The 24639-nt window shown below is 68.3% G+C and carries 24 protein-coding genes and 1 pseudogene; 23 read left to right on the forward strand and 2 right to left on the reverse strand.

Translation table 11 applies throughout. The features are described 5' to 3' along the window. The first annotated feature begins 1 nt into the window (after position 1). The 8 genes and pseudogenes from HMPREF0591_RS04515 (at position 2) to HMPREF0591_RS04545 (ending at position 6528) form a co-directional block, all read left to right on the forward strand. Positions 2 to 970 (forward strand): zinc-binding dehydrogenase, encoded by a 969-nt coding sequence (locus tag HMPREF0591_RS04515; RefSeq protein WP_007167242.1) that lies wholly within the window; start codon positions 2 to 4, stop codon positions 968 to 970. Next, positions 967 to 1734, forward strand: coding sequence for an HpcH/HpaI aldolase family protein (locus HMPREF0591_RS04520; RefSeq protein ID WP_040621103.1), 768 nt, complete (start codon positions 967 to 969; stop codon positions 1732 to 1734). Before HMPREF0591_RS04515 ends, HMPREF0591_RS04520 begins: the two co-directional genes overlap by 4 nt. Continuing rightward, positions 1731 to 2129, forward strand: a complete 399-nt coding sequence (locus HMPREF0591_RS04525) for a nuclear transport factor 2 family protein (protein ID WP_007167244.1) — start codon at positions 1731 to 1733, stop codon at positions 2127 to 2129. Before HMPREF0591_RS04520 ends, HMPREF0591_RS04525 begins: the two co-directional genes overlap by 4 nt. Beyond that, positions 2126 to 2854 (forward strand): SDR family NAD(P)-dependent oxidoreductase, encoded by a 729-nt coding sequence (locus HMPREF0591_RS04530; protein ID WP_007167245.1) that lies wholly within the window; start codon positions 2126 to 2128, stop codon positions 2852 to 2854. The genes HMPREF0591_RS04525 and HMPREF0591_RS04530 overlap by 4 nt, the downstream gene beginning before the upstream one ends. Further along, positions 2851 to 4356 (forward strand): flavin-containing monooxygenase, encoded by a 1506-nt coding sequence (locus tag HMPREF0591_RS04535; RefSeq protein ID WP_040621106.1) that lies wholly within the window; start codon positions 2851 to 2853, stop codon positions 4354 to 4356. The genes HMPREF0591_RS04530 and HMPREF0591_RS04535 overlap by 4 nt, the downstream gene beginning before the upstream one ends. Then, on the forward strand, positions 4353 to 5279 hold the full coding sequence (locus tag HMPREF0591_RS04540) for an alpha/beta hydrolase (protein WP_007167247.1): 927 nt from the start codon (positions 4353 to 4355) through the stop codon (positions 5277 to 5279). The genes HMPREF0591_RS04535 and HMPREF0591_RS04540 overlap by 4 nt, the downstream gene beginning before the upstream one ends. Before the next feature lie 59 nt (positions 5280 to 5338). Next, positions 5339 to 5608 (forward strand): enolase-like domain-containing protein, encoded by a 270-nt coding sequence (locus tag HMPREF0591_RS30245; protein ID WP_007167248.1) that lies wholly within the window; start codon positions 5339 to 5341, stop codon positions 5606 to 5608. Between the two features lie 336 nt (positions 5609 to 5944). Further along, positions 5945 to 6528, forward strand: a pseudogene (locus HMPREF0591_RS04545) (enolase C-terminal domain-like protein). Between the two features lie 113 nt (positions 6529 to 6641). Here HMPREF0591_RS04545 and HMPREF0591_RS04550 read toward each other — a convergent pair. Then, positions 6642 to 7751, reverse strand: a complete 1110-nt coding sequence (locus HMPREF0591_RS04550) for an alcohol dehydrogenase catalytic domain-containing protein (RefSeq protein ID WP_007167250.1) — start codon at positions 7749 to 7751, stop codon at positions 6642 to 6644. 14 nt (positions 7752 to 7765) lie between these two features. Here HMPREF0591_RS04550 and HMPREF0591_RS04555 point away from each other — a divergent pair, with 14 nt between their 5' ends. After that, positions 7766 to 8257, forward strand: a complete 492-nt coding sequence (locus HMPREF0591_RS04555; protein ID WP_050789974.1) for an acyl-CoA thioesterase — start codon at positions 7766 to 7768, stop codon at positions 8255 to 8257. A 93-nt stretch (positions 8258 to 8350) separates the two neighbouring features. Next, entirely contained in the window at positions 8351 to 8788 is a 438-nt protein-coding gene (locus tag HMPREF0591_RS04560) for an SRPBCC family protein (RefSeq protein WP_007167252.1), read from the forward strand. Positions 8789 to 8840: 52 nt separating this feature from the next. Here the strand turns inward: HMPREF0591_RS04560 and HMPREF0591_RS04565 are convergent, their stop codons facing one another. After that, on the reverse strand, positions 8841 to 9527 hold the full coding sequence (locus tag HMPREF0591_RS04565; protein WP_007167253.1) for a GntR family transcriptional regulator: 687 nt from the start codon (positions 9525 to 9527) through the stop codon (positions 8841 to 8843). A 161-nt stretch (positions 9528 to 9688) separates the two neighbouring features. Here HMPREF0591_RS04565 and fadD5 point away from each other — a divergent pair, with 161 nt between their 5' ends. The 13 genes from fadD5 to HMPREF0591_RS04630 all read left to right on the forward strand — a co-directional run bounded on the left by fadD5 (position 9689) and on the right by HMPREF0591_RS04630 (position 24612). Further along, positions 9689 to 11329, forward strand: a complete 1641-nt coding sequence (fadD5, locus tag HMPREF0591_RS04570; protein ID WP_007167254.1) for a fatty-acid--CoA ligase FadD5 — start codon at positions 9689 to 9691, stop codon at positions 11327 to 11329. A gap of 248 nt (positions 11330 to 11577) precedes the next feature. Further along, positions 11578 to 12393, forward strand: a complete 816-nt coding sequence (locus HMPREF0591_RS04575) for an MlaE family ABC transporter permease (protein ID WP_007167255.1) — start codon at positions 11578 to 11580, stop codon at positions 12391 to 12393. Between the two features lies 1 nt (position 12394). Then, on the forward strand, positions 12395 to 13264 hold the full coding sequence (locus HMPREF0591_RS04580; RefSeq protein WP_007167256.1) for an MlaE family ABC transporter permease: 870 nt from the start codon (positions 12395 to 12397) through the stop codon (positions 13262 to 13264). Between the two features lie 5 nt (positions 13265 to 13269). Further along, on the forward strand, positions 13270 to 14571 hold the full coding sequence (locus tag HMPREF0591_RS04585; protein WP_007167257.1) for an MCE family protein: 1302 nt from the start codon (positions 13270 to 13272) through the stop codon (positions 14569 to 14571). After that, complete coding sequence (locus tag HMPREF0591_RS04590) at positions 14568 to 15608, forward strand: virulence factor Mce family protein (RefSeq protein WP_007167258.1); 1041 nt, start codon at positions 14568 to 14570, stop codon at positions 15606 to 15608. The genes HMPREF0591_RS04585 and HMPREF0591_RS04590 overlap by 4 nt, the downstream gene beginning before the upstream one ends. Then, entirely contained in the window at positions 15605 to 17197 is a 1593-nt protein-coding gene (locus HMPREF0591_RS04595) for a virulence factor Mce family protein (protein ID WP_007167259.1), read from the forward strand. Before HMPREF0591_RS04590 ends, HMPREF0591_RS04595 begins: the two co-directional genes overlap by 4 nt. Continuing rightward, entirely contained in the window at positions 17194 to 18807 is a 1614-nt protein-coding gene (locus HMPREF0591_RS04600) for a virulence factor Mce family protein (RefSeq protein WP_007167260.1), read from the forward strand. Before HMPREF0591_RS04595 ends, HMPREF0591_RS04600 begins: the two co-directional genes overlap by 4 nt. Positions 18808 to 18914: 107 nt before the next feature. Then, positions 18915 to 20075: a virulence factor Mce family protein gene (locus HMPREF0591_RS04605; RefSeq protein ID WP_007167261.1), complete on the forward strand. Its 1161-nt coding sequence runs from the start codon at positions 18915 to 18917 to the stop codon at positions 20073 to 20075. Further along, positions 20069 to 21619 (forward strand): virulence factor Mce family protein, encoded by a 1551-nt coding sequence (locus HMPREF0591_RS04610; RefSeq protein ID WP_007167262.1) that lies wholly within the window; start codon positions 20069 to 20071, stop codon positions 21617 to 21619. Before HMPREF0591_RS04605 ends, HMPREF0591_RS04610 begins: the two co-directional genes overlap by 7 nt. Then, positions 21589 to 22425 carry a hypothetical protein gene (locus HMPREF0591_RS04615; RefSeq protein WP_007167263.1) on the forward strand — a complete coding sequence of 279 codons (837 nt, stop codon included), beginning with the start codon at positions 21589 to 21591 and terminating at the stop codon, positions 22423 to 22425. The genes HMPREF0591_RS04610 and HMPREF0591_RS04615 overlap by 31 nt, the downstream gene beginning before the upstream one ends. Continuing rightward, positions 22422 to 23390 carry an RDD family protein gene (locus HMPREF0591_RS04620; RefSeq protein WP_007167264.1) on the forward strand — a complete coding sequence of 323 codons (969 nt, stop codon included), beginning with the start codon at positions 22422 to 22424 and terminating at the stop codon, positions 23388 to 23390. Before HMPREF0591_RS04615 ends, HMPREF0591_RS04620 begins: the two co-directional genes overlap by 4 nt. Beyond that, positions 23387 to 23941, forward strand: a complete 555-nt coding sequence (locus HMPREF0591_RS04625; RefSeq protein ID WP_007167265.1) for a hypothetical protein — start codon at positions 23387 to 23389, stop codon at positions 23939 to 23941. The genes HMPREF0591_RS04620 and HMPREF0591_RS04625 overlap by 4 nt, the downstream gene beginning before the upstream one ends. After that, the gene (locus HMPREF0591_RS04630; RefSeq protein ID WP_040621110.1) at positions 23908 to 24612 is read left to right on the forward strand and encodes a hypothetical protein; all 705 of its coding nucleotides are present in this window, start codon (positions 23908 to 23910) and stop codon (positions 24610 to 24612) included. The genes HMPREF0591_RS04625 and HMPREF0591_RS04630 overlap by 34 nt, the downstream gene beginning before the upstream one ends. The last annotated feature ends 27 nt before the right edge of the window (positions 24613 to 24639 follow it).

Raw genomic sequence — 24639 nt, forward strand, 5'->3', positions numbered from 1 at the left:
CGTGTGGTCCTACCGGGTCGTGGCCCCGTACCTGTTCGAGCGGACGACGATCGCCGAGAAGACGCCGGAATGCCTCGACGACGGCCAGGTGCTGTTGCGGTTCATGGCGGCCGGAGTCTGCGGCAGCGACCTGCCGGCCTTCCGCGGGGCCCGCGGCCGCCTCCCGGGTGACGACGGAACCAGCGCGGCCGAAAAGGACGGCTTCCCGATCCACGAGGTCGTCGGCGAGGTGATCGCCAGCCGGCATCCCGAGCACCGCACCGGCGACCGGGTCGTCGGCTGGGCCTCCGGATTCGACGGCATGATGGAGCGCGTGATCAGCAACGGCGACGGCCTGGCGCCGTACGACCCGGCGCTGACGCCGGCGCAGGCGGTCGGCCTGCAACCGCTGGCCTGCGTCCTCTATGCCTGCGAGCAACTCCCGGATCTCGCGGGCAAACACGTGGCGATCATCGGCCAGGGCTCCATCGGGCTGCTGTTCTCCTACGTCGCCAAGGCGGCCGGCGCGCGGCGCGTCACCGGCGTCGACCCGGTCGACCGGTCAAGCGTCGCAACCACATTCGGCGTCGACGACGCGGTGCGCGCCACCAGCGACCGGTGGGTGAGCCGGCTCGCCGCCCCCGACCGCGCCGACGTGGTCATCGAGGCGGTCGGGCACCAGGTCGCCACGCTCGGCCATGCCATCGACGCCGCCGCGCCCGGCGGCACCGTCTTCTACTTCGGTGTCGCCGACGACGACGCCTACCCGATCAACATGCGGGCCATGCTGCGCAACAACCTGACGCTGAAATCCGGTGTGACACTCGATCGTCGGCGAATGCTCGAGCTTGCCGGCAAGTTCGCCGCCGAACACCCGCGGCTGCTCGCCACCTACCTGACGCACACCTTCGGCGTCGACGACGTGCAGGGGGCGTTCGAGCTGGCCTGCCGCCCAGACCCCGAGCGCGTCAAGATCGCGATCGCGGGGTGAGCGCGACCGAGGGTTCACGGAGCCCGTTGCAGCGGGCGCTGGAGCGGGCGACCCCGATCTGGGGTGGCTGGATCACCGGGCCGACGGTGCTCGGGCCGGACGAATTCGCCCGCGCCGGTTACGATTACGTGGCTTTCGACGCGCAGCACGGCTACCTCGACGACGCCGACATCGCCGGCATGCTGCGCCGGGCCGAACACCTGCCCGTCGGCACCGTGGTGCGGCTGCCCGACGCCGACGCGGCGCCGATCGGGCGCGTGCTCGACGCCGGCGCCGACGCCGTCGTGATCGCCATGATCGAGTCGGCGGACCAGGCCGCCGCCGCCGTCGCCGCCACCCGCTACCAGCCCCGCGGGATTCGCAGCTTCGGCCCGCTGCGCGCCAGCCTGGGCCGCGACACCGCCGCACTGGAATCCCGCGTCAGCGTGTTCGCGATGATCGAGACGGCGGCGGCGCTGTCGGGCCTCAGCGCGATCTGCGCCGTCGAGGGGCTGACCGGCCTCTACGTCGGCCCCGCCGACCTGGCGCTCTCGCTGGGCGTGGACGTGGTGGGCGCGACGAAGCATCCGGCCGTCCTCGACGCCATCGTGCGCATCCATCGCGCGGCCGGCGCGGCCGGATTGGTGACCGGCATTCACGCCGGGGACGGTACGACCGGGCGCGCCATGGCCAAGCTCGGCTTCTCGATGATCACCCTGACCGCGGAAGCGCACGCGCTGCGCCGGGGAGCCGCGGAACACCTGCGCGAGGCGACCGAACCATGACGGGCGATCGCCCCGCGATCCGCGAGTTGGTCGCCGGCTACGCCCTCGCCCTCGACGCGGGCGACATCGACCAGTGCCTAAGCCTCTTCACCCCCGATGCCGAATTCAAGGTCTACGGCAGCACTTTCGCCGGACACGACGGCATCGGAAAGATGTTCCGGGATGCGCCGCCCGGGCTGCACCTGACCGGCGTGTCGCGGATCGACGTTCGCGGCGACACCGCGACGGCGCGGTCCCAAGTGTTGTTCGTCCGCTCCGGGGACCTGCATCTGCGCCCCGCCCTGTACGACGACGAACTGGTCCGCGCCGACGGGCAGTGGCGTTTCCGACGGCGTCGGTGCCAGTTCGTCACCAGCCGCGGCCTGTCCGACACCCCCGAGGTCACGTCATCGTGAATCCACGCGTCGCATTGGTGACCGGCGCGGCCGGCGGCCAGGGCTGGGCCATCGCCAAACGGTTGCGCGCCCAGGGCTATTCCGTGGCCGCATGCGACCGGCGTGCCCACGAACTGACCGCGGCGGTCGGCGAATTGGGCGACGACCGGGTGATCTCGATCGAACTCGACGTCACCTCGCAACCACAGTGGGAGTCGGCCGTCCACGCGGTGATCGACCGATTCGGGGCGCTGACCACCCTGGTCAACAACGCCGGTGTGCTGCACCGGGCGTCCCTGGCCGACGAGACCGCCGACGACTTCGAAAACGCCTGGCGGGTCAACTGTTTCGGCGCGTTCCTGGGCATCCACGTGGCGCTGGAGCACCTGCGCGCGGCGGGGCAGGCCGCCATCGTCAACATCTGCAGCACGGGCGCCATCCGGCCCTTCCCGCACCACGCCGCGTACGGTTCGGCGAAGTGGGCGCTGCGCGGCCTGACCCAGAACGCCGCCGCCGAACTGGCCCCCTTCGGAATCCGCGTTAACGCGGTGTTCCCCGGACCGATCGCGACCCCGATGCTCGACGACGCCACCCAATTGAGGCTGGCCGCGTCGTCGGCCTTCGGCCGGATCGGCCAGCCCCGCGAGGTCGCCGACGCGGTTGCCTTCCTGGTCTCCGAGGAGGCGTCGTTCATCACGGGCGCCGAACTGGTCGTCGACGGCGGCCAATGCGTGCAGATCCGATGACCGGCCCGACGATCGGCATCATCGGCGCCGGGCCCGGCGGACTGGCCCTCGGGATCCTGCTCTCGCGCGCCGGTTTTCGCGATTTCACCATCTTCGACCGGGAGGACGGCGTCGGCGGCACCTGGCGGATCAACACGTATCCGGGGCTGGCGTGCGACGTCAAATCGCACCTGTACTCCTATTCGTTCGACCTGAACCCGGACTGGTCGCGGCTGTGGTCGGCGCAGCCCGAGATACTGGCGTACTTCCAGCGCTGTGCCGACAAATACGGCTTGGGCCCGCACCTGAGGCTGCGGACCGATATCCGTTCCGCGCGGTGGGAGCAAGACGCGCGGCGGTGGTGCCTGACCACGGCCGAGGGTCGACAACACCACTTCGACGTGGTGGTCTCCGCCGTCGGCCTGTTCACCCGCCCGCTGCTGCCGGAGCTCGTCGAGCAGGAGCCGTTCACCGGAACTGTGATGCACTCCGCGCGCTGGGACCACTCGATCCCACTGGACGGCAAGCGGATCGCGGTCCTCGGCACCGGCTCGACGGCGTCGCAGCTCCTGCCCGAATTGGCCAAGGTGGCCGACCGGGTGTATTCGGTGCAACGATCGCCGACCTGGATCCTGCCCAAACCGGACCGGCACTACACACGACGCGAGCGCTGGGCCTTCACGCACCTGCCGTGGGCCAAGAAGCTGTACCGCACCCGCCTGTGGTTGCGCAGTGAAGCCAACATCTCGGTCATCGAGCACGGCAGTGACAAGACCCACCAGTTCACCACGGTCGCGCTCGGCCTGCTCGAAAAGAGCGTCCCCGACGCCGAATTGCGCCGCAAGCTCACCCCCGCCCACCCCATGGGGTGCAAGCGCCTGGTGTTCTCGTCGGACTACCTGCCCGCGCTGACCCGGCCCAACGTGGAGGTGCTGACCAGCCCGGCGCACTACCTGCGCGCGCACTCCCTGGTCACCGAGGACGGCACCGAACGCGAGGTCGACGTGGTGGTGTGCGCGACCGGCTATGCGGCCGCCGACTACCTGGGCGAGTTGGACGTCGCCGGGGACGGCGGCACCCCCCTGCGCGAGGCGTGGCGCGACGGGGCGCACGCCTACCTCGGGATGGCCGTCCCGGGCTTTCCGAACTTCTTCATGCTGTACGGCCCGAACACCAACGTCGGCTCCAACAGCGTCATCTTCATGCTCGAGGCGCCGGCGCGTTACATCGTGCGGGCGCTGAAGCATCTGCGGCGCAAGCGCAATAGCTACATCGCGGTGCGGCCGGCCGCGTTGGCGGATTTCGTCGCCAAGGTCGACCGCTGGATGGTCGGCACCGTCTGGACGACCCAGTGCAGCAACTACTTCCGCGCCCCCAACGGGCGCGTGGTGACGCAGTGGCCGCGAAGCGCGCGTAGCTTCTGGGGAATGACGCGCAAGTTCAAGCCGGGAGACTTCGAGTTCGAGCCCACCGCCGCGCCGGCGCCCGAGGCCCTGACCTCGTCGGACCGGGGCACCCGATGACGGAGCTGGACGGCGCCGAACGGCTGCACCCCGAACTGCGGGCCGTCGCGACCACCCGGACCGACTTTTCCTTCGACTCAATCCAACTCGCCCGCGGCCCGTTCAACGAGCGCCGCCGTGACGCGGCCACCCACACCGACGCGCGGGGCGTGGAAATCGCCGAGGGCAGCGCGCCGGCGAAACCGGCGGTGCCGGTGCGGTTCTATCGCGGCGGGTCCGCGCCGGCGCCCGCGGTCGTCTACTGCCATGCCGGCGGGTTCGCGCTGGGAAACCTGGACACCGACCACCGTCAATGCGTGGAGCTGGCGCGCCGCGGTCGGTGCACGGTGGTGTCGGTGGACTACCGGCTGGCGCCGGAGCACCCCTACCCGGCCGCGCTCGACGACGCCGCCGCCGTGCTGCGGTGGGTGGCGGCCGACGCGCGGCAACTCGGCGTCGACCCGGCCCGGCTCGCCGTCGCCGGCAGCAGCGCCGGCGCCACGCTGGCCGCCTGTCTGGCGCAGCGGGCCGCCGACGGGCAGCTGCCGCCCGTCACCTTCCAGTCGCTGCACCAGCCGGTGCTGGACGACCGAATCACCCCGTCCAAGAGGGAGTTTCGGGCCAGCCCCGCCTTCGACAGTGAGGCCGCCGGCCTGATGTGGGCCCACTACCTGGGGGAACGGGCCGGATCGGAATCCGCCGTCCCGGCGCGGCGGAACCGGCTCGACGGCCTGCCCCCGGCGTTGATCACGTGCGCGGAGGTCGATCCCTTCCGTGACGAGGCGGTCGACTACGCGCTGCGCCTGCTCCGGGCCGGAGTCTCGGCCGAGCTGCACGTGTTCGCGCGCACCTGCCACGGGTTCGATTCGCTGCTGCCTGACTGGACCGGATCCGAGCGGCTGTTCGCGCTGCAGGCGCACGTCCTGCGGGCGGCGTGGGCATGACCCGCGCGGGACCTTCGCCTCTACTCTGAGGGCCCGGCCCGTCGGCAGAATGTGCTGACGTGAAGATCACCGGCCTCGAGGTGGTGCCGTTCGAGACGTTCGTCGACCGAATCTCCTTCGGCCAGCTGATGACCGACCACCGCGTCGTGCAAACCGTGACCAAGGTGCGCACCGACGAGGGCGTCGAGGGCTACTATTTCGGCGGCCACTTTCACGGCGACCAGGACGGTTTGCTGCCCAGGGACCGGGCCATCATCACCGAATTCCTCAGCCCCCTGCTCGCCGGCCAGGACCCGTTCGACCGAGCGGAGATCTGGCGGCAACTGTGAGTGGCCAAACTACCTGAAAACGTCTGCAGCGTAATCGATCTGGCCCTGTGGACCTGGCCGGCCGGGTCGCCGGGTTGCCGGTGCGCAAGCTGCTGGGTGGCGCCCGCGACCGGGTGAAGGCCTACGCCAGCAGCTTCAACAACCTCGGCTCGCCCGACGAATACGCCGCCCACGCCGTCGAGTGCAAGCGCCAGGGCTACGGCGCCTACAAGATTCACCCCTACCACTACTGGAATCCGGCGACGCGCGAACCCGCCCTGCCGCGGCCGTCCTACGTCGACTGGGACATCCGGGTGTGCCGCGAGGTGCGCCGCGGTGGGCGACGACATGGTGCTGATGTTCGACCCCTGGGGCACCTACCTCACCCACGAGGACGCGTTGCGGGCCGGCCGCGAACTTCAGCGGCTGGGCTTCTGCTGGTACGAGCACCCGATGCCGGAATATCGGGTGGAGTCCTACGCCAAACTCGCCGCGAACTCGACATCCCGATCTGCTCACCCGAGATCGCCGAGGGCGGCATCTACACCCGGGCGGACTGGATCCTGCGCCACGCCTCCGACATCAGCCGCATCGACGTGCTTCGCGGGGGCATCACCGGCGTGATGAAACTGGCCGGAATGTGCGAGGCGGTCGGCATGCGGTGCGAGCTGCACATGAGCGGCTTCGGCAACCTGCAGGTGCTCGGCGCCACCAGCGACGACGTGTGCGAATACTACGAGCGCGGCCTGCTCGGTCCGGGGGCCCGCTACGACGCCGCGCCGCCCTATCTGCACGCGCCGTGCGACCCGCTCACACCGGACGGATTCGTCGAGATCCCGTCGGCGCCCGGACTGGGCTACGAAATCCGTTGGGACTACATCGAAGAGCACCGCCTGCCCGACGTTGCGGTGGAACCCGTCGCGCCGCTGCATCCGAGATAGCGCCGGCCCCATCGCACGCGAGGGTCCGCAAAATGCCGCCCGTGACGGCGTGTCGCCGTACAGACACGGGCGCTCGCCGGTGAAAGGGAGCCGGTGGAGGGAGCCGGTGGGGGCTAGTCGAACCGGATGAGCTGGCGCACGGCGGTGCCGTCGGCCAGGTTGTCCATCGCCTCGTTGATCCGATCCAGCCGGATCGACGACGACACCAGCGATTCCACCGGCAGCCGGCCCGCCTGCCACAGCGCGACGAAGCGGGGGATGTCGCGGCTGGGCACCGCCGAGCCCAGGTAGCTGCCGATCAGCGACCGGCCTTCGGCGACGAAACCCAGCGGCGACAAGGTGATTCGCGCATCCGGCGGGGGCAGCCCGACCGTGATGGTGCGGCCGCCCGGCGCCGTCAGGGCGATGGCCGTCTCCAGCGCGGCGGGATGACCGACCGCCTCGATGACCACGGCGGCCTTCACCCCGGCGTCGACGGTCTGCTGCGGGGTGTACGCCTCGTGCGCCCCCTGGGCGCGGGCGGCGGCCAGCTTGTCGGGCAACTGGTCGACGGCGACGACGCGCACGCCGTCGTAGGTGAGCGCGGTGAGCACCGCCGCCATGCCGACACCGCCGAGGCCGACGACGGCGACCGACTGGCCCGGTTGCGGTTTGCCGACATTGAGCACGGCGCCCCCGCCCGTCAGCACCGCGCACCCCAGCAGCGCGGCGACCTCGGGCGGCACGTCGGGCGGCACCGGAACCACGCTGGCCCGGTTGACCACCGCGTGCGTCGCGAAGCCCGAAACCCCGAGGTGGTGATACACGCGGTGGCCGGCCTGGCTGAGCCGGATGTCCCCGCCCAGCAACGTCCCGGCGGAGTTGGCGGCGCTGCCCGGTTCGCACGGGGTCAGGCCCTGCGTCGCGCAGGCCACGCAATGGCCGCACCGCGGCAGGAACACCAGCACCACCCGCTGGCCGACGGCCAGGTCGGAAACCCCGTCACCGATCTGCTCGACGATCCCGGCCGCCTCGTGGCCGAGCAGCATCGGCACCGGCCGCACCCGGTTGCCGTCGACCACCGACAAATCGGAGTGGCAAACCCCGGCCGCCTCGATGCGGATCATCACCTCGCCGCTGCCCGGCGGGTCCAGGTCGAGATCGACGACGCGGATCGGCCGGGATTCCCCGTAGGGACGGGTCAGGCCGATCCGATCCAGCACGGCGCCCCGGATCCGAACCATGCTGGAATACAACCATGGCTTCCGAAGCCCCGGTTTCGCCGGCTCCAGTGGTGCCGCCGGCACCGGACGGGCTCACCAGCGACGACTTCCCGGTTCTGTGGCCGGTGGGGACCCGGTGGGCGGACAACGACATGTTCGGCCACCTGAACAACGCGGTGTACTACCAATTGTTCGACACCGCCATCAACGCCTGGATCAACACCACCACCGGGCTGGACCCGCTGGCCACACCCGCCCAGGGCATCGTCGCCGAGTCGGGGTGCCGGTACTTGTCCGAACTGCATTTCCCCGAGGGCCTCGCCGTGGGCGTGGCGGTGACCCGGCTGGGCCGCAGCAGCGTCACCTACCGGCTCGGCGTGTTCCGGGCGGCGCCGGAAGGGCGGGCCCGGCCCGTCACCGCGCTGGGCCACTGGGTGCACGTCTACGTCGATCGAACCAGCCGCAAGCCGGTCGAGATTCCCGACGCGATCCGCGCGTTGCTGTCCACCGCGCGGGTCGACCGATAACTCCAGATCGCCGGGCGCACCGGGACTTTCGCGACGACGAGTGACCCGGGCCGCGCCGCCGGAGCGCGCCGTCCGCCCGGCTATGCTTCGCCAATGCCCGTGATGAGCAAGACCGTCGAGGTCAGCGCCAACGCGGCCACGATCATGTCGATCGTCGCCGACTTCGAGGCCTATCCGCAGTGGAACGAGGAGGTCAAGGGCCTCTGGGTGCTCGCCCGCTACGACGACGGCCGGCCCAGCCAGCTGCGGCTAGACACCGACTATCAGGGCATGCAGGGCGTATTCATCCAGGCCGTCTACTACCCCGGCGAGAACCAGATTCAGACCGTCCTGCAGCAGGGCGACCTGTTCACCAAGCAGGAGCAGTTGTTCAGCGTGGTGGAGATGGGCACGTCGAGCCTGCTGACCGTGGATCTCGACGTCGAGACCTCGATGCCGGTCCCGGCGCCGATGGTCAAACAGCTCCTCAACAATGTCCTGGACCACCTCGCGGGAAAGCTCAAGCAGCGCGCCGAACAGCTGACCGGCTAGTGCCGACGGCGGCGACCCGCATCGCCCGGCTTCGCCGCGCTCGCGATCGCCGCTAGTGGCCCGTGCGTGCCCGCATCTCGGTCAGCCGGGCCGCCGCGTCGGTGAACTGCCACACGGTGTGGTCGATCACGGCGGCGGCGTCGTGCCGGCGCAGCGCCGCGATCAACTGCCGGTGATTCTCGACGGCGGCCGCGCCCCACTGCGGATCGGCGGCGTACACCAGCACCGGCATGTACCGCGCGGCGTTGAGCAGGAACCAGGCCAGCTTGATGCGGCCGCTGGCTTGGTTGAATACCCGATGGAAGGCGAACTCGATGCCCGCGATGGTCTCGGCGTCGCCGGATCCGACGGCCGCGGCGAGCGTCTCGTTGATGCGCTCGAGCTCGTCGATCTGGGCGTCGGTGATGTGGTCGGTGGCCGCGGCCGCCAACTCCCTGGCGATGGTGGCCTGCAGCCAGAAGATGTCCTCGATGTCTTGCCGCGTCAGCGGCAGCACCACGTGGCCCCGGTGCGGTTCGAGCTGCACCATGCCCTCACCACGCAGCTTGAGCAGGGCTTCACGCACCGGAGTGACGCTGACGCCGAGCTCGGCCGCGGTTTCGTCGAGGCGGATGAACGTCCCCGGCCGCAAGGCCCCGGACATGATCGCCGCCCGCAGATGGCCCGCGACCTCGTCGGACAACTGCGCCCGGCGCAGTGGCCGTCGGCTCCTCAGTCGCGCGGATATCGGTGCGTTCACGGGGGCTGCCAGGGCTTTCGGGGCGTTAGGGAGGTTGGTTTGAAACTTTTGTCGGGGCTTGTCAGCAGGGCTCTAAAGCCATAATGTGACCCAGACAACACTATGTTTTATCAAATATCAACCTGGCGCAAGCGGTGCGGGAGTGAAGGGAAAGGGTGGGGTTGACCGCGCAATTGGCGAGGCATCTGACACAGGGGACCGAGCAGCCGTACCTGGCCCGGCGGCAGAACTGGGTGAACCAGCTCGAACGGCACGCCATGATGCAGCCGGGCGCGACGGCGCTGCGATTCCTCGGTAAGACCGTGACGTGGGGCGACCTGCGGCACCGGGTGGCGGCGCTGGCCGGCGCGTTGAGCCGTCGGGGGATCGGCTTCGGCGACCGGGTCATGGTCTTGATGCTCAACCGCACCGAATTCGTCGAGTCGGTGCTGGCGGTGAACATGCTCGGCGGCATCGCCGTGCCGCTGAACTTCCGGCTCACCGCGGCCGAAATCGCCTTTCTGGTCGGGGATTGCGAAGCCCGCGTGCTGATCACCGAATCGGTGCTCGCCCCGGTGGCCACCGGGGTTCGCGACGTCGAGCCGCTGCTGGGCACGATCATCGTGGCCGGCGGCGCGGGCGACGACAGCGTGCTCGGCTACGAAGACCTGATCGACGAACCCGGTGCCCCGCACGAGCTCGTCGACATCCCGAACGACTCGCCGGCGTTGATCATGTACACCTCCGGCACCACCGGCCGCCCCAGGGGCGCCGTGCTGACCCACACCAACCTGACCGGCCAGACGATGACGGGGCTGTACACCAACGGCGCCGACATCAACAGCGACGTCGGCTTCATCGGCGTCCCGTTCTTTCACATCGCCGGCATCGGCAACATGCTGACCGGGATGCTGCTCGGCACCCCCACGGTGATCTACCCGCTCGGCGCGTTCGAGCCGGGGCAACTGCTCGATGTGCTCGCCGAGGAGAAGGTGACCGGCATCTTCCTGGTGCCCGCGCAGTGGCAGGCCGTCTGCGCCGAGCAGCGGGCACGGCCGCGCGACCTCAGGTTGCGGGTGATCTCCTGGGGGGCCGCGCCGGCGCCCGACGCGCTGCTGCGGGAGATGTCGGCGACGTTCCCCGGCGCCCAGATCCTGGCCGCGTTCGGGCAGACCGAGATGTCGCCGGTCACCTGCATGCTGCTGGGCGAGGACGCGATCCGCAAACGTGGCTCGGTCGGCAAGGTGATCCCGACCGTCGCCGCCCGCGTGGTCGACGAAAACATGAACGACGTGCCGGTCGGCGAGGTCGGCGAAATCGTCTACCGCGCACCGACTTTGATGAGCGGCTACTGGAACAACCCGGAGGCCACCGCGGAGGCGTTCGCGGGGGGCTGGTTCCACTCCGGCGATCTCGTCCGAATGGACGCCGACGGTTACGTCTGGGTGGTGGACCGCAAGAAGGACATGATCATCTCGGGCGGCGAGAACATCTACTGCGCCGAGGTGGAAAACGTGCTGGCCAGCCATCCCAGCATCGTCGAGGTAGCGGTGATCGGGCGCTCCCACGACAAATGGGGCGAGGTGCCGATCGCGGTCGCGGCCGTCGCCGGGGAGCGGCTGCTGCTCGAGGAGCTGGACGAATTCCTGACCGAGCGGCTGGCGCGGTACAAGCATCCGAAGGCGCTCGAGATCGTGGACGCGCTGCCGCGCAACCCCGCCGGTAAGGTGCTCAAGACTGAACTGCGGATCCGCTACGGGACCGCGATCATCGACGAAAGCCGTTCCCACCCACAAGGTTTCACGGCCAGAGAGGAAGGCTGACGGAAACTGTAACGTTTGCCCGCTGTTGACGAAGGGTTAATTGTGCAGATGCAGTTCACACGCGCACGGCCATCGGGTACATTCCTGTGGTCTCCGTTACTACTTGCCAGTAGGGAGCCGATGGTCACACACGTTGGGTCGGGGCGAGTCGGGGGCGCTCCCGGCCGCCTAGCTGGCGGGGGGCGAGGCGTGCTACACGATCCGTCGCGTCGCCGGCAGGCACGCGATATCAGCTGGAGGGGGCAGCGGTGACGTCAACGTCGACGAGTCGACAGGGCCCCTACCTGGTCGGTTACCTGCGCGATCAGCTGCAGACGCCGCTGACGGTCATCGGGGGCTTCTTCCGGATGTGCGTGCTGACCGGGAGGGCGCTGTTCCGCTGGCCGTTCCAATGGCGCGAATTCGTCCTGCAGTGCTGGTTCATCATGCGGGTGGCCTTCCTGCCGACCATCATGGTGTCGATCCCGCTGACCGTCCTGCTGATCTTCACCCTCAACGTGCTACTGGCCCAGTTCGGCGCCGCCGACCTGTCCGGCGCGGGCGCGGCGATCGGCGCCGTCACCCAGCTCGGCCCGCTGACCACGGTGCTGGTGGTGGCCGGCGCCGGTTCGACGGCGATCTGTGCTGACCTCGGTGCGCGCACCATCCGCGAGGAGATCGACGCGATGGAGGTCCTCGGCATCGATCCGATCCACCGGCTGGTGGTTCCCCGGGTGATCGCCGCGACCCTGGTGGCCACGCTGCTCAACGGCCTGGTGATCACCGTCGGCCTGGTCGGCGGTTACCTGTTCGGCGTCTACCTGCAAAACGTCTCCGGCGGCGCCTACCTGGCGACCCTGACAACGATCACCGGCCTGCCCGAGGTGGTCATCGCCACCGTCAAGGCGGCGATTTTCGGCCTCATCGCCGGATTGGTCGGCTGTTACCGCGGGCTGACCGTGCGCGGCGGCTCCAAGGGGCTGGGCACCGCCGTCAACGAGACCGTCGTGCTCTGCGTCGTCGCGCTGTACGCGGTCAACGTCGTCCTGACCACCATCGGCGTGCGATTCGGAACGGGCCACTGACATGTCCACAGCCGCCGTATTGCGTGCCCGCTTCCCCCGGGCAGCCGAAAATCTCAACCGCTACGGCGGTGCCGCCGGCCGCGGCCTCGACGACGTCGGCCAGATGGCCTGGTTCGGGGCGGTGGCCCTCGGCCACATCCCGCACGCGCTGCGCAACTACCGCAAGGAAACGCTGCGGCTGATCGCCCAGATCGGCATGGGCACCGGCGCCATGGCCGTCATCGGCGGCACCGTCGCGATCGTCGGCTTCGTCACCCTCTCGGGTAGCTCGCTGGTCGCCATCCAGGGTTTCGCCTCGCTGGGCAACATCGGCGTCGAGGCGTTCACCGGCTTCTTCGCCGCGCTGATCAACGTGCGCATCGCCGCCCCGGTGGTCACCGGCATCGCGATGGCCGCCACCGTCGGCGCCGGTGCCACCGCCGAGCTGGGCGCCATGCGCATCAGCGAGGAGATCGACGCCCTGGAAGTCATGGGCATCAAATCGATCTCGTTTTTGGCGACCACCCGGATCATGGCCGGCCTGGTCGTCATCATCCCGCTCTACGCCCTCGCCATGATCATGTCGTTCCTGTCCCCCCAGATCACCACCACGGTGCTCTACGGGCAGTCAAACGGCACCTACGAGCACTACTTCCGCACGTTCCTGCGGCCCGACGACGTGTTCTGGTCGTTCCTCGAGGCCATCATCATCACGGCGGTCGTCATGATCACCCACTGCTTCTACGGATACAACGCCGGCGGCGGACCCGTCGGCGTCGGGGAGGCCGTCGGCCGATCCATGCGTTTCTCGCTGGTGTCGGTGCAGGTCGTCGTTCTGGCCGCCGCGTTGGCGCTCTATGGCGTCAACCCCAACTTCGCGCTCACGGTGTAGCCGCCATGTCGTCGCCAGTGAAGGTCAACGCCCCCCGCAACCCGCCGTACAAGCTGGCCGGCATCGCCGCGCTGATCCTCGCGCTGATGGCCGGCGCCCTGGTCTACGGGCAGTTCCGCGGCGACCTCACCCCCAAGACCAAGTTGACGATGCTGGCCTCGCGCGCCGGTCTGGTGATGGACCCGGGCTCGAAGGTCACCTACAACGGGGTGGAGATCGGCCGGGTGGGCGACATCTCCGAGACCGTGCGCGACGGCAAGCCCGCCGCCAAGTTCACCCTGGACGTGTATCCGCGGTATCTGTCGCTGATCCCGTCCAACGTGAACGCCGACATCAAGGCGACCACGGTGTTCGGCGGCAAGTACGTGTCGCTGACGACACCGAAAAACCCGTCGCCACAAAAGCTGAACCCGCACACCGTGATCGACGCGCGGTCGGTGACCACGGAGATCAACACGCTGTTCCAGACCATCACCTCGATCGCGGAGAAGGTGGATCCGGTCAAGCTGAACCTGACGCTGAGCGCGGCGGCCCAAGCGCTGACCGGGCTGGGCGATCGGTTCGGGCAGTCGGTGGTCAACGCCAACGCGATCCTCGACGACGTCAACCCGCAGATGCCGCAGGCCCGCCACGACATTCAGCAGCTGGCCGGACTCGGCGACACCTATGCGGACGCCGCGCCGGACCTGATCGATTTCCTCAACAACGCGGTGATCACCTCGCGCACCATCAACGCCCAGCAGAAGGATTTGGACCAGGCGCTGCTGTCGGCGGCCGGGTTCGGTAATACCGGCGCCGACATCTTCAACCGGGGCGGCCCATACCTGGCGCGCGGGGCGGCGGATTTGGTGCCCTCCGCCCAGCTGCTGGACACCTACAGCCCTGAAATCTTTTGCACCCTGCGTAATTACCACGATGTTGAGCCCAAGGTAGCCGCATTCCTCGGCGGCAACGGATATTCGCAAAACAGCCACACGCAGTTGCTGTCCGGGCTCGGGCTGCTGGCCAACCCCGTGTCGGCGGTCGCCACCCTCGCCACCCTCGTCGGTGGCCTAGCAGGAGTGGTGGCCGGCGGTCCGAACCCTTATATCTACCCAGAAAACTTGCCGCGCGTGAACTCCCGCGGCGGGCCGGGCGGCGCGCCAGGCTGCTGGCAGCAAATCACCCACAGTCTTTGGCCCACGCCCGAATTAATTATGGACACCGGTAACAGCATCGCGCCGTACAACCACCTCGAAACCGGTTCCCCATACGCCATCGAGTACGTCTGGGGCCGCCAAGTAGGGGATAACACGATCAACCCATGAAAATCACCGGAACCATCGTCAGGCTCAGCATCTTCTCCTTGGTGCTGCTGGTCTTCACTGTGATGATCATCGTCGTCTTCGGGCAGATGCGATTCGACAGCACGAACTCCTACGCGGCCGAATTCACCAACGTCAGCGGGCTGCGGGCGGGCCAGTTCGTCCGCGCCTCGGGCGTGGAGATCGGTAAGGTGGACAAGGTCGAGCTGGCCGACGGCGGCAAGCGGGCGCGGGTGAAGTTCAACGTCGACCGCTCGGTGCCGCTGTACCAGTCGACGACCGCGCAGATCCGCTATCTAGACCTGATCGGCAACCGGTACCTGGAACTCAAACGGGGAGAAGGCGAAGGCGCCGACCGGGTCTTGCCGCCGGGCGGCTTCATCCCGGCATCGCGAACCTCGCCGGCGCTCGACCTCGACGCCTTGATCGGTGGGTTCAAACCGCTGTTCCGGGCGCTGGACCCACAGAAGGTGAACACCATCGCGACGGCTCTGATCACCGTGTTCCAGGGCCAGGGCGGCACCATCAACGACATCCTCGACCAAACGGCGCAGCTGACCACGCAGCTCGGTGAGCGAGACCAGGCGATCGGCGAGGTCATCAAGAACCTGAACATCGTCCTGGACACCACGGTTCGCCACCGCCAGCAGTTCGACCAGACGGTCAACAACCTCGAGGTGCTCATTACCGGGCTGAAGGACCACGGTGACCAACTGGCGGGTGGGACCGCGCACATCAGCAACGCGGCCGGGACGGTCGCCGATCTGCTCGCCGAGGATCGCGGGCTGCTGCATAAGACTCTCAACTATTTGGACGCGATCCAGCAGCCTCTCATCGACCAGCGCGACGGGCTCAACGACTATTTCAAGAAGGTGCCCACCGCGTTGAACATGATCGGGCGCGCTATCGGTTCCTATGGCGACTTCGTGAACTACTACGCCTGCGACATCACCCTCAAGTTCAACGGGCTGCAGCCCGGCGGCCCGGTCCGCACGGTCCGGCTCTTCCAGCAGCCGACGGGTAGGTGCACCCCGCAATGAGGACGCTGGAACCACCCAACCGGGTTCGCATCGGCCTGATGGGCATCATCGTTACGCTGCTCGTCATCGGCGTCGGCCAAAGCTTCACGAGCGTCCCGATGCTGATGGCCAAACCGCACTACTACGGCCAGTTCACTGACACCGGCGGTATCGGCGTCGGCGACAAGGTGCGCATCGCCGGTGTGGACGTTGGAAAGGTCGAGGCCCTCAATATCGAAGGCGACCACATCCTGGTCAAATTCAATCTCGGCACCGCGACCATCGGCACCGAGAGCCGGCTCGCCATCAAGACCGACACCATCCTCGGCAAGAAGATCGTCGACGTCGAGGCGCGGGGCAACCAGAAACTGAGGCCCGGAGACTCGTTGCCGATCGGTCAGAGCACCACGCCCTACCAGATCTACGATGCGTTCTTCGACGTCACCAGGGCCGCCCAGGGCTGGAATATCGACACGGTCAAGGAATCGCTGCACGTGCTCTCGCAGACCATCGACCAGACCTACCCGCACCTGAGCGCGGCCCTGGACGGCGTCGCCAAGTTCTCCGACACCATCGGCAAGCGCGACGAGCAGGTCAAACATCTGCTGGCCCAGGCCAACCAGGTAGCGAGCGTCCTCGGTGACCGCAGCGACCAAGTGGACCGCCTGCTGGTCAACGCGAAGAACCTGCTGGTTGCCTTCAACGAGCGCGGCCAGGCCATCGACGCGCTGCTGTCCAATGTCGCCGCCTTCTCCGAACAGGTCAAGGGCCTCATCAACGACAACCCGAACCTGAACCACGTCCTCGAGCAGCTGCGCCAGGTCAGCGACATCCTCAAGGAGCGCAAAGACGACGTCGCCGTGGGACTGACCGAGGTGGGCAAGTTTTTGCCGTCGTTGAACGAGGCGATCTCGTCGGGACCGTTTTTCAAGGTGGTCCTGCACAATCTTGCCCCTTATCAGATTCTGCAGCCGTGGGTCGACGCAGCGTTTAAGAAGCGCGGCATCGACCCGGAGAACTTCTGGCGCAGCGCCGGGCTGCCCGAATTCCGGTGGCCCGACCCGAACGGCACCCGGCTCCCGAACGGCGCGCCGCCGCCGGCGCCCCCGGTGCTGGAGGGCACGCCGGAGCACCCGGGGCCGGCCGTTCCCCCCGGATCGCCCTGCTCCTATACCCCGGCTAACCCGGGCGGCAACGTGACCGTCGGCGACGAGGGTCTGCCGCGGCCATGGAACCCGCTGCCCTGCGCCGGTGGGGGCATCGGACCGTTCGGCGGCCCGGGCTTCCCGGCACCGGTCGACGTGCTGACCTCGCCGCCGAACCCGGGCGGTCTGCCGCCCACACCGGGCATCCCGATCGCCGGACGGCCGGGCGACCCGCCACCGAACGTCCCGGGCACGCCTGTGCCGCTGCCTGCGCAGGCGCCGCCGGGGGCGCGCACCGAGAACCTGGCGCCGGCGGGGCCGACACCGCCTCCGTCGACGTTCGCACCGGGCTTCCCGCCGGGACCGGCGGCCCCACCCGGGCCGGGGAACCAGCTACCGGCGCCGTTCATCAATCCGGGCGGAACCGGCGGCAGCGGCGCTGCGGGGGGAGGTAGCCAGAATTGAGCACCGCCTTTGACATCCGGAACATCCGGCTACCGAAGCTGACCCGGGCGACCGTGGTCATCGGATCGCTGGTGATCGTGCTGGCGCTGGTCGCCGGGTTCGTCGGCTGGAAGCTGTACCAGAAGCTGACCAACAACACCGTGGTGGCCTACTTCCCGGCGGCCAACGCTCTCTACCCGGGCGACAAGGTCCAGATCATGGGGTTGCGGGTGGGCGCGATCGACAAGATCGAGCCGGCCGGCGACAAGATGAAGGTCACCTTCCACTACGAGAACAAGTACCGGGTCCCCGCCAGCGCCAACGCCGTCATCCTCAACCCGACGTTGGTGGCATCGCGAGCCATCCAGCTGGAGCCGCCGTACAAGGGCGGACCGGTGCTGGCCGACAACGCCGTGATCCCCGAGGAGCGCACGCAGGTCCCCGTCGAGTGGGACCAGCTGCGCAACAGCATCACCAATATCATCTCCAAGCTGGGGCCGACGCCGGAGCAGCCGACGGGGCCGTTCGGTGAGGTGATCGAGTCCTACGCTGACGGCCTTGCCGGTAAGGGCAAGGAGATCAATACGACGCTGACCAACCTGTCGCAGGCGTTGACAGCGTTGAACGAGGGCCGCGGCGACTTCTTCGCGGTCGTGAAAAGCCTGGCGCTGTTCGTCAACGCGCTGCACAAGGACGACCAGCAGTTCGTCGCGCTGAACCAGAACCTGGCGGACTTCACGACGCGGCTGGCGCACAACGACAGCGACTTGGCCAACGCAATCCAGCAGCTCGACAGCCTGCTGTCCACGGTGCGCCCGTTCCTCGACAAGAACCGGAGTGTGCTGACCTACGACATCAACAACCTGGCCACCGTGACGAACACGATCCTGCAGCCGGACCCGCTCAACGGGCTCGAGACCGCGTTGCACATCCTCCCGACGGCCGCTTCGAACATCAACCAGGTTTATCACCCGTCGCACGGTTCGGTGGTCGCCATCCCGGCGATCACGAGTTTCGCCAACCCGATGCAGTTCATCTGCAGTTCGATTCAGGCGGGCAGCCGGCTCGGGTATCAGGAATCCGCCGAACTGTGCGCCCAATATCTGGCGCCGATCCTCGACAGCATCAAGTTCAATTACCTGCCGTTCGGAGCGAACCTGTTCAGCACGGCGGAGGTCCTGCCGAAGGAGATCGCCTATTCCGAGCCGCGACTGCAGCCGCCGAACGGCTATAAGGACACCACCGTCCCCGGCATCTGGGTCCCGGACACCCCGACGTCGCACCGCAACACCCAGCCCGGCTGGATCGTCGCGCCCGGGATGCAGGGTCAGCAGGTCGGGCCGATCACGGCGGGCTTGATGACCCCCGACTCGCTGGCCGAGCTCATGGGAGGCCCTAACATCGCCCCAGTCCAATCGAACCTGCAGACGCCGCCGGGCCCGCCGAACGCGTACGACGAGAACCCGATCGTGCCGCCGATCGGGCTGAACGCGCCGGTGCCGATCCAGCCGCCGCCGCCCGGGCCGAATGTGGCGCCGGGGCCGGTCGCCCCAACGCCGGCGCCGGTCGCGGCGCCCGCGCCCAACGCGGGTGGGCCGGCGGTGCCCACTGACTTCGGGGGTGGCCAGTGAGGCGCGTGACGAGCGCGGGACGCGCGAGGAACAAGCCGAACCGTCGGGCACTGAGGCGCGGGACGAGCGCGGTACGCGAGAGGAGCAAGCCGAAACAACGGCCAGTGATGCGGGTGACGATGCTGATTCGCCGCCGGGCCTGTCAGGGCCTGGTGCTGCTGATGGCCACGCTGGTGCTGAGTTCGTGCGGTTGGCGCGGCATCTCCAACGTCGCGATCCCCGGTGGTCCCGGCAGCGGCTCGGGCGCCATGACGATCTACGTGCAGGTGCCGGACACCCTGGCGATCAACGGCAACAGCAAGGTGATGGTGGCCGACGTCTTCGTCGGGTCGATCAAGTCCATCCAGCTGAAGAACTGGATCGCCACGTTGACGCTGGGTGTCGACAAGAACACCAAGCTGCCCAAGAACGCGACTGCCAAGATCGGCCAGACCTCGCTGCTGGGCTCCCAGCACGTCGAACTGGCCGCGCCGCCGAACCCGTCGCAGGAATTGCTGAAGAACGGCGACACCATTCCGCTGAAGAACTCCTCGTCGTATCCCACCACCGAACAGACCCTGGCCAGCCTCTCGCTGATCCTGCGCGGCGGGGGCATCCCCAACCTGGAGGTGCTGCAGAACGAGGTCTACAACATCTTCAACGGCCGCGGCGACCAGATCCGGTCCTTCCTCGGCAAGCTGGACATGTTCACCAGTCAACTCAACGAGCAGCGCGACGACATCACCCACGCGATCGACTCGACCAACCGGCTGCTCACCTACGTGGGGGCGCGGGCCGACGTCCTGGACCGGGTGCTCACCGACATCCCGCCGCTGATCAAGCATTTCGCCGACACCAAGAACCTGCTGATCAACGCCGTCGACGCGGTGGGACGGCTCAGCCAGGCCGCCGACCAGTACCTGTCGGAAGCCCGTGGGCCGCTGCACACCGACCTGCAGGCGCTGCAATGCCCGTTGAAGGAGTTGGGCCGCGCCTCACCGTACCTGGTTGGTGCGCTGAAGCTCATCCTCACCCAGCCCTTCGACATCGACACCGTGCCGAAGATCTTCCGCGGTGACTACCTCAACCTCTCGCTGACGCTCGACGTGACCTACAGTGCCGTCGACAACGCGTTCCTCACCGGCACCGGATTGTCGGGGGCCCTGCGCGCGCTCGAGCAGTCGTACGGGCGTGATCCCGAGACGATGATCCCCGACGTCCGTTACACACCGAACCCGAACGACGCGCCCGGTGGGCCACTGGTGGAAAGGGGCGACAGGAATTGCTGACTCCTTTCATCAGACGCCAGCTGATCGCGTTCGGAATCCTGACGGTCATCTCGCTGCTCGTCCTCGGGGTGTACTACCTGCAGCTCCCGAGCCTGGCGGGGATCGGTCGCTACACGCTCAAGGCCGAATTGCCCGCGTCGGGCGGCCTGTATCCGACGGCGAACGTGACGTATCGCGGCATCACCATCGGCAAGGTCACCGACGTCGAGCCGACCGAGCGCGGCGCCGAAGCGACGATGAGCATCGACAGCCGGTACAAGATCCCGACTGACGCGACGGCCAACGTGCACTCGGTGTCGGCGGTCGGTGAGCAGTACCTGGATCTGGAATCGACCGGCAATCCCGGCAAGTTCCTATCGGAGGGGCAGACGATCACGAAGGGCACGGTGCCCGCCGAGATCGGGCCGGCGCTGGACACGGCCAACCGCGGCTTGGCCGTGCTGCCCAAGGACAAGATCGCCCAATTGCTCGATGAGACAGCGCAATCGGTGGGCGGCCTAGGCCCAGCCCTGCAGCGGCTGGTGGACTCCACGCAGGCGATCGTCGGTGATTTCAAGACCAACATCACCGAAGTCAACGACATCATCCAGAACTCGGGCCCGGTGCTGGACAGCCAGGTCAAGTCGAGTGACGCCATCGAACGCTGGGCGCGCAACCTGAACCGACTGGGCGCGCAGTCCGCGCAGGAAGACGCGCACGTGAAAAGTGTGCTGCGCCAGGCGGCGCCTACGGCCGACCAGATCAACGACGTCTTCAACGACGTGCGGGAGTCGCTGCCGCAGACGCTGGCGAATCTCGAGGTGGTTTTCGACCTGCTCAAGCGGTATCACGCCGGCGTCGAGCAGCTCTTGGTCTTCTTGCCGCAGGGCGCGTCGATCGTCCAGACGGTGGGCCTGGCGAACCCGAACATGGCAGACCTGGACCTGGCATTGCCGATTAACCAGCCGCCGCCTTGTCTGACCGGGTTCATCCCGGCGTCGGAATGGCGGTCCCCGGCCGACACCAGCATCCAACCGCTGCCGTCGGGCACGTACTGCAAGATCCCGATGGACACCCCAGCCAACGGCGTCCGCGGATCCCGAAACATGCCCTGCGTCGATGTCCCGGGAAAGCGGGCGGCCACCCCGCGGGAGTGCCGCGACCCCAAGCCGTACGTTCCGGCCGGAACCAACCCCTGGTATGGCGACCCCAACCAGATCCTGACCTGCCCCGCCCCCGCGGCGCGCTGTGACCAGCCGGTGAAACCGGGTCAGGTGATCCCGGCGCCGTCGATAGACACCGGCCTCAACCCGGCCCCCTCGGACCGGGTGGCGGGGACGCCCCCGCCGACCAGCGACCCCTTGTCGCGGCCGGGGTCGGGTACCGTGCAGTGCAACGGCCAGCAGCCCAACCCGTGTGTCTACACGCCCAGCGGGCCGCCAGTGGCGACTTACAGCCCCCAAAGCGGTGAACTGGTAGGGCCAGACGGTGTTAAATACTCCGTCGAGAACTCGGCCAGAACAGGAGACGACGGATGGAAGGAGATGCTGGCGCCAGCCGGCTGAACCCCCAACCGATGCCGAAGTTTCGTGGTCTGCGCAGACGGCGTCCGAAGAACCAGGATCCGGCGGCTGCCGACCCGACCAATCCCGACGTGACGGCCGAGGACTCGGCGCAAGCCGAGGACGGGCCCGACTCGACCAGCCCCGAGCCGACGGCCGAGGCCTCGGCAGAGGCCGAGGACGGGCCCGACTTGATCGGCCCGGCGGTGTCGGCCGAGGAACCGTCGACGGCCCCGGAGGAGCCGGCGGAACCCGACGACGCAACCGAGCAGACCGGCCCGGAGGCCGGAATCGGCGAAGCCGCGCGCGGTCCGTCGCGGTTGGGGCGCGGCTGGCTGGCCGGCATCGCGTCGACGCTCGTGCTCCTCGCCGCGGCCGTCGGGGCCGGTGGTTATTTCGCGTTGCGCTACCACCACGAAAGCCAGGCGGTAGCCCGCGGCAACGCGGCTGCGCTCAAGGCGGCCGTCGAGTGCGTTTCGGCGACCCAGGCGCCCGACACCAATGCGATGGCGGCGAGTGAGCAGAAGATCATCGACTGCGGCACAGACGCTTTCCGCTCGCAGGCCCTGCTCTACACCAGCATGCTCGTCCAGGCGTATCAGGCTGCCAACGTTCGCGTCCAGGTGTCCGACTTGCGGGCGGCGGTCGAACGTAACAACCCCGACGGCTCGGTCGACGTGCTCGTCGCGGTCCGCGTCAAAGTCGCCAACGATCAGACGCAGAACGAGACCGGGTACCGCCTGCGCGTGAAAATGGCAATGGCCGAAGGGCAATACAAGATATCCAAGCTCGACCAGGTGACGAAGTGACGGTGGTGGTCGAGAAGCCACCGGCCACGGCCGTTCAGGATTCTCCGCGGAATGCGTTGGCGCCCTGGCATCTTCGCGCCGGTGCGCTCGCAGTCGACGTCCTGCCGGCTGCCGCGGTAGTGGCGACGATGGCACTGGCCTGCTTCACCGTTCCGCCCCGCAGTGTGTGGTGGTGGCCGTGCGTCGCGGTCATCGGCGCGACCGTCTTGCTGATGCTGGTGAACCGCCTGCTGCTGCCGACGATCACCGGCTTCAGCGTGGGCAGGGCACTGTTCGGCATCGCGGTGGTCCGCCGCGACGGTGAACCCATCGGGCCATGGGGGCTGCTCCTGCGCGACCTGGCGCACCTGCTCGACACCGTCTCGGTGGTGGGATGGCTGTGGCCGCTGTGGGATTCGGGCCGCCGCACCTTCGCGGATGTGCTGCTGCGCACCGAGGTGCGCCGGCGCGAGCCGGCCGAGCCGGAGTTCGGCGCGCGACGCTGGACGACGGTCGTGGTGCTCGCGGCGACGGTGTTGTGCGTGGCCGGTGCGGCGATGAGCTACGCGGTGGTGTTCGGGCCGAATCGGGCCACCGACCGAACGCGGGCGGAGCTGGACATCCAGGGGCCCAAGATCGTCGCGCAGATGCTGACCTACGATCCCAAGTCGTTGCACGACGACTTCGCCCGCGCCCTGTCGCTGGCGACCACCAAATACCGGTCGCAGCTGGCCGCCCAGCAGGACGTCGTGCAGAAGGGCAACCCCGTCATCAACGAGTACTGGGTGACCGACCACGCGATCGAGTCGGCGGCACCGGACCGGGCGACGATGCTGATGTTCATGCAGGGACGGCGCGGCGCGGCGCCCGACGAGCGCTACATCTCCGCCACCGTCCGGGTGACGTTCGCCAAGGACGGCGACCGCTGGCTCGTCGACGATCTCACGGTGCTTACCAAGCCCAAACCGCCCGGGAACGGCCAATGAGCCCGCGCCGCAAGATCGCGCCGGGTGAGGAACCCCTGCTGGTCCCGCACCCGGTGCCGCCGGGGCGCCCGTGGGGCCTGCCGCTGGCCAGCGCCATCGGTGCGGTCTTCATGACGGCCGCGATCACGGCGTGCAGCCTGATGCTGGTCGACCATGAATCGCGTGAGCGCGCCGAGTCGAAGAACCGCGAGGTGCTCAGCTACGTGACCGGCTTCATGACGCAGTTCACCTCCATCGATCCGTTCCACGCCAACGACTACGTGACGCGGGTGCTGGGCCAGGCGACCGGCGCCTTCGCCAAGGAGTACCGCGAGAAGGCGAACGAGATCCTGCTGCAGGTGGCCCGCGCCGAGCCGGCCACCGGCACCGTCCTGGACGCGGGGGTGGAGCGATGGAACGACGATGGCAGCGCCACCGTCATCGTGGCCACCGCGGTCAGCTCGAAATCGCCGGACGGTAAACAAGTTTGGGAAAACGCCAATCGGTGGACGGCGACCGCCACGCAGGAAGGAAAGCAGTGGAAGATCAGCAGCCTGCAGCAGGTGATCTGACCGCCGGCGAGAGCGCCGACCCGGTGGACGCGGCGACTGAGGAGCGCGCCGAGGCCGGAGCTGACGACGAAAGCGCCGCTGCGACGGAGGAATCCGCCGACGGCGCGGACGAGGCGACCGACGACAAGCCGGCGGGCCGCAAGCGGCGCAAATGGCTGGCGGGTAAGCGGATGGCGGTCACCGTCGCCGTGGCCGCCGCGCTCTTCGTCGGTTGCGCGGCGTTCGCCGGCGCGACCGTGCAGCCCTACCTGTCCGACCGCGCCGCGGCGGCAACGAAACTCAAGGTCGCCCGGACCGCCGCGAACGCGATCACCACGCTGTGGACCTACACGCCGGAGAACATGGACACCCTCGCCGACCGCGCGTCCGCCTACCTCAGCGGCGATTTCGAAGCGCAGTACCGCAAGTTCGTCGACGCCATCGTGGCTCCCAACAAGCAGGCCAAGATCACCAACCACACCGACGTCACCGGCGCGGCGGTCGAATCGATCGACGACAACAACGCCGTCGTCATCGTGTACACCAACACCACGTCCACCAGCCCGCTGACCAAGAACGTGCCCTCGCTGAAATACCTGTCCTACCGGCTGTTTCTGAAGCGCGCGGGAAGCCACTGGCTGGTGACCAGGATGACGACCATCACGTCGCTGGATTTGACCCCGCACGTCTGACGCGGTCTGCCACGCCCCATGGCCGTC

The sequence above is a fragment of the Mycobacterium parascrofulaceum ATCC BAA-614 genome, assembly GCF_000164135.1.
Classification (GTDB): domain Bacteria; phylum Actinomycetota; class Actinomycetes; order Mycobacteriales; family Mycobacteriaceae; genus Mycobacterium; species Mycobacterium parascrofulaceum.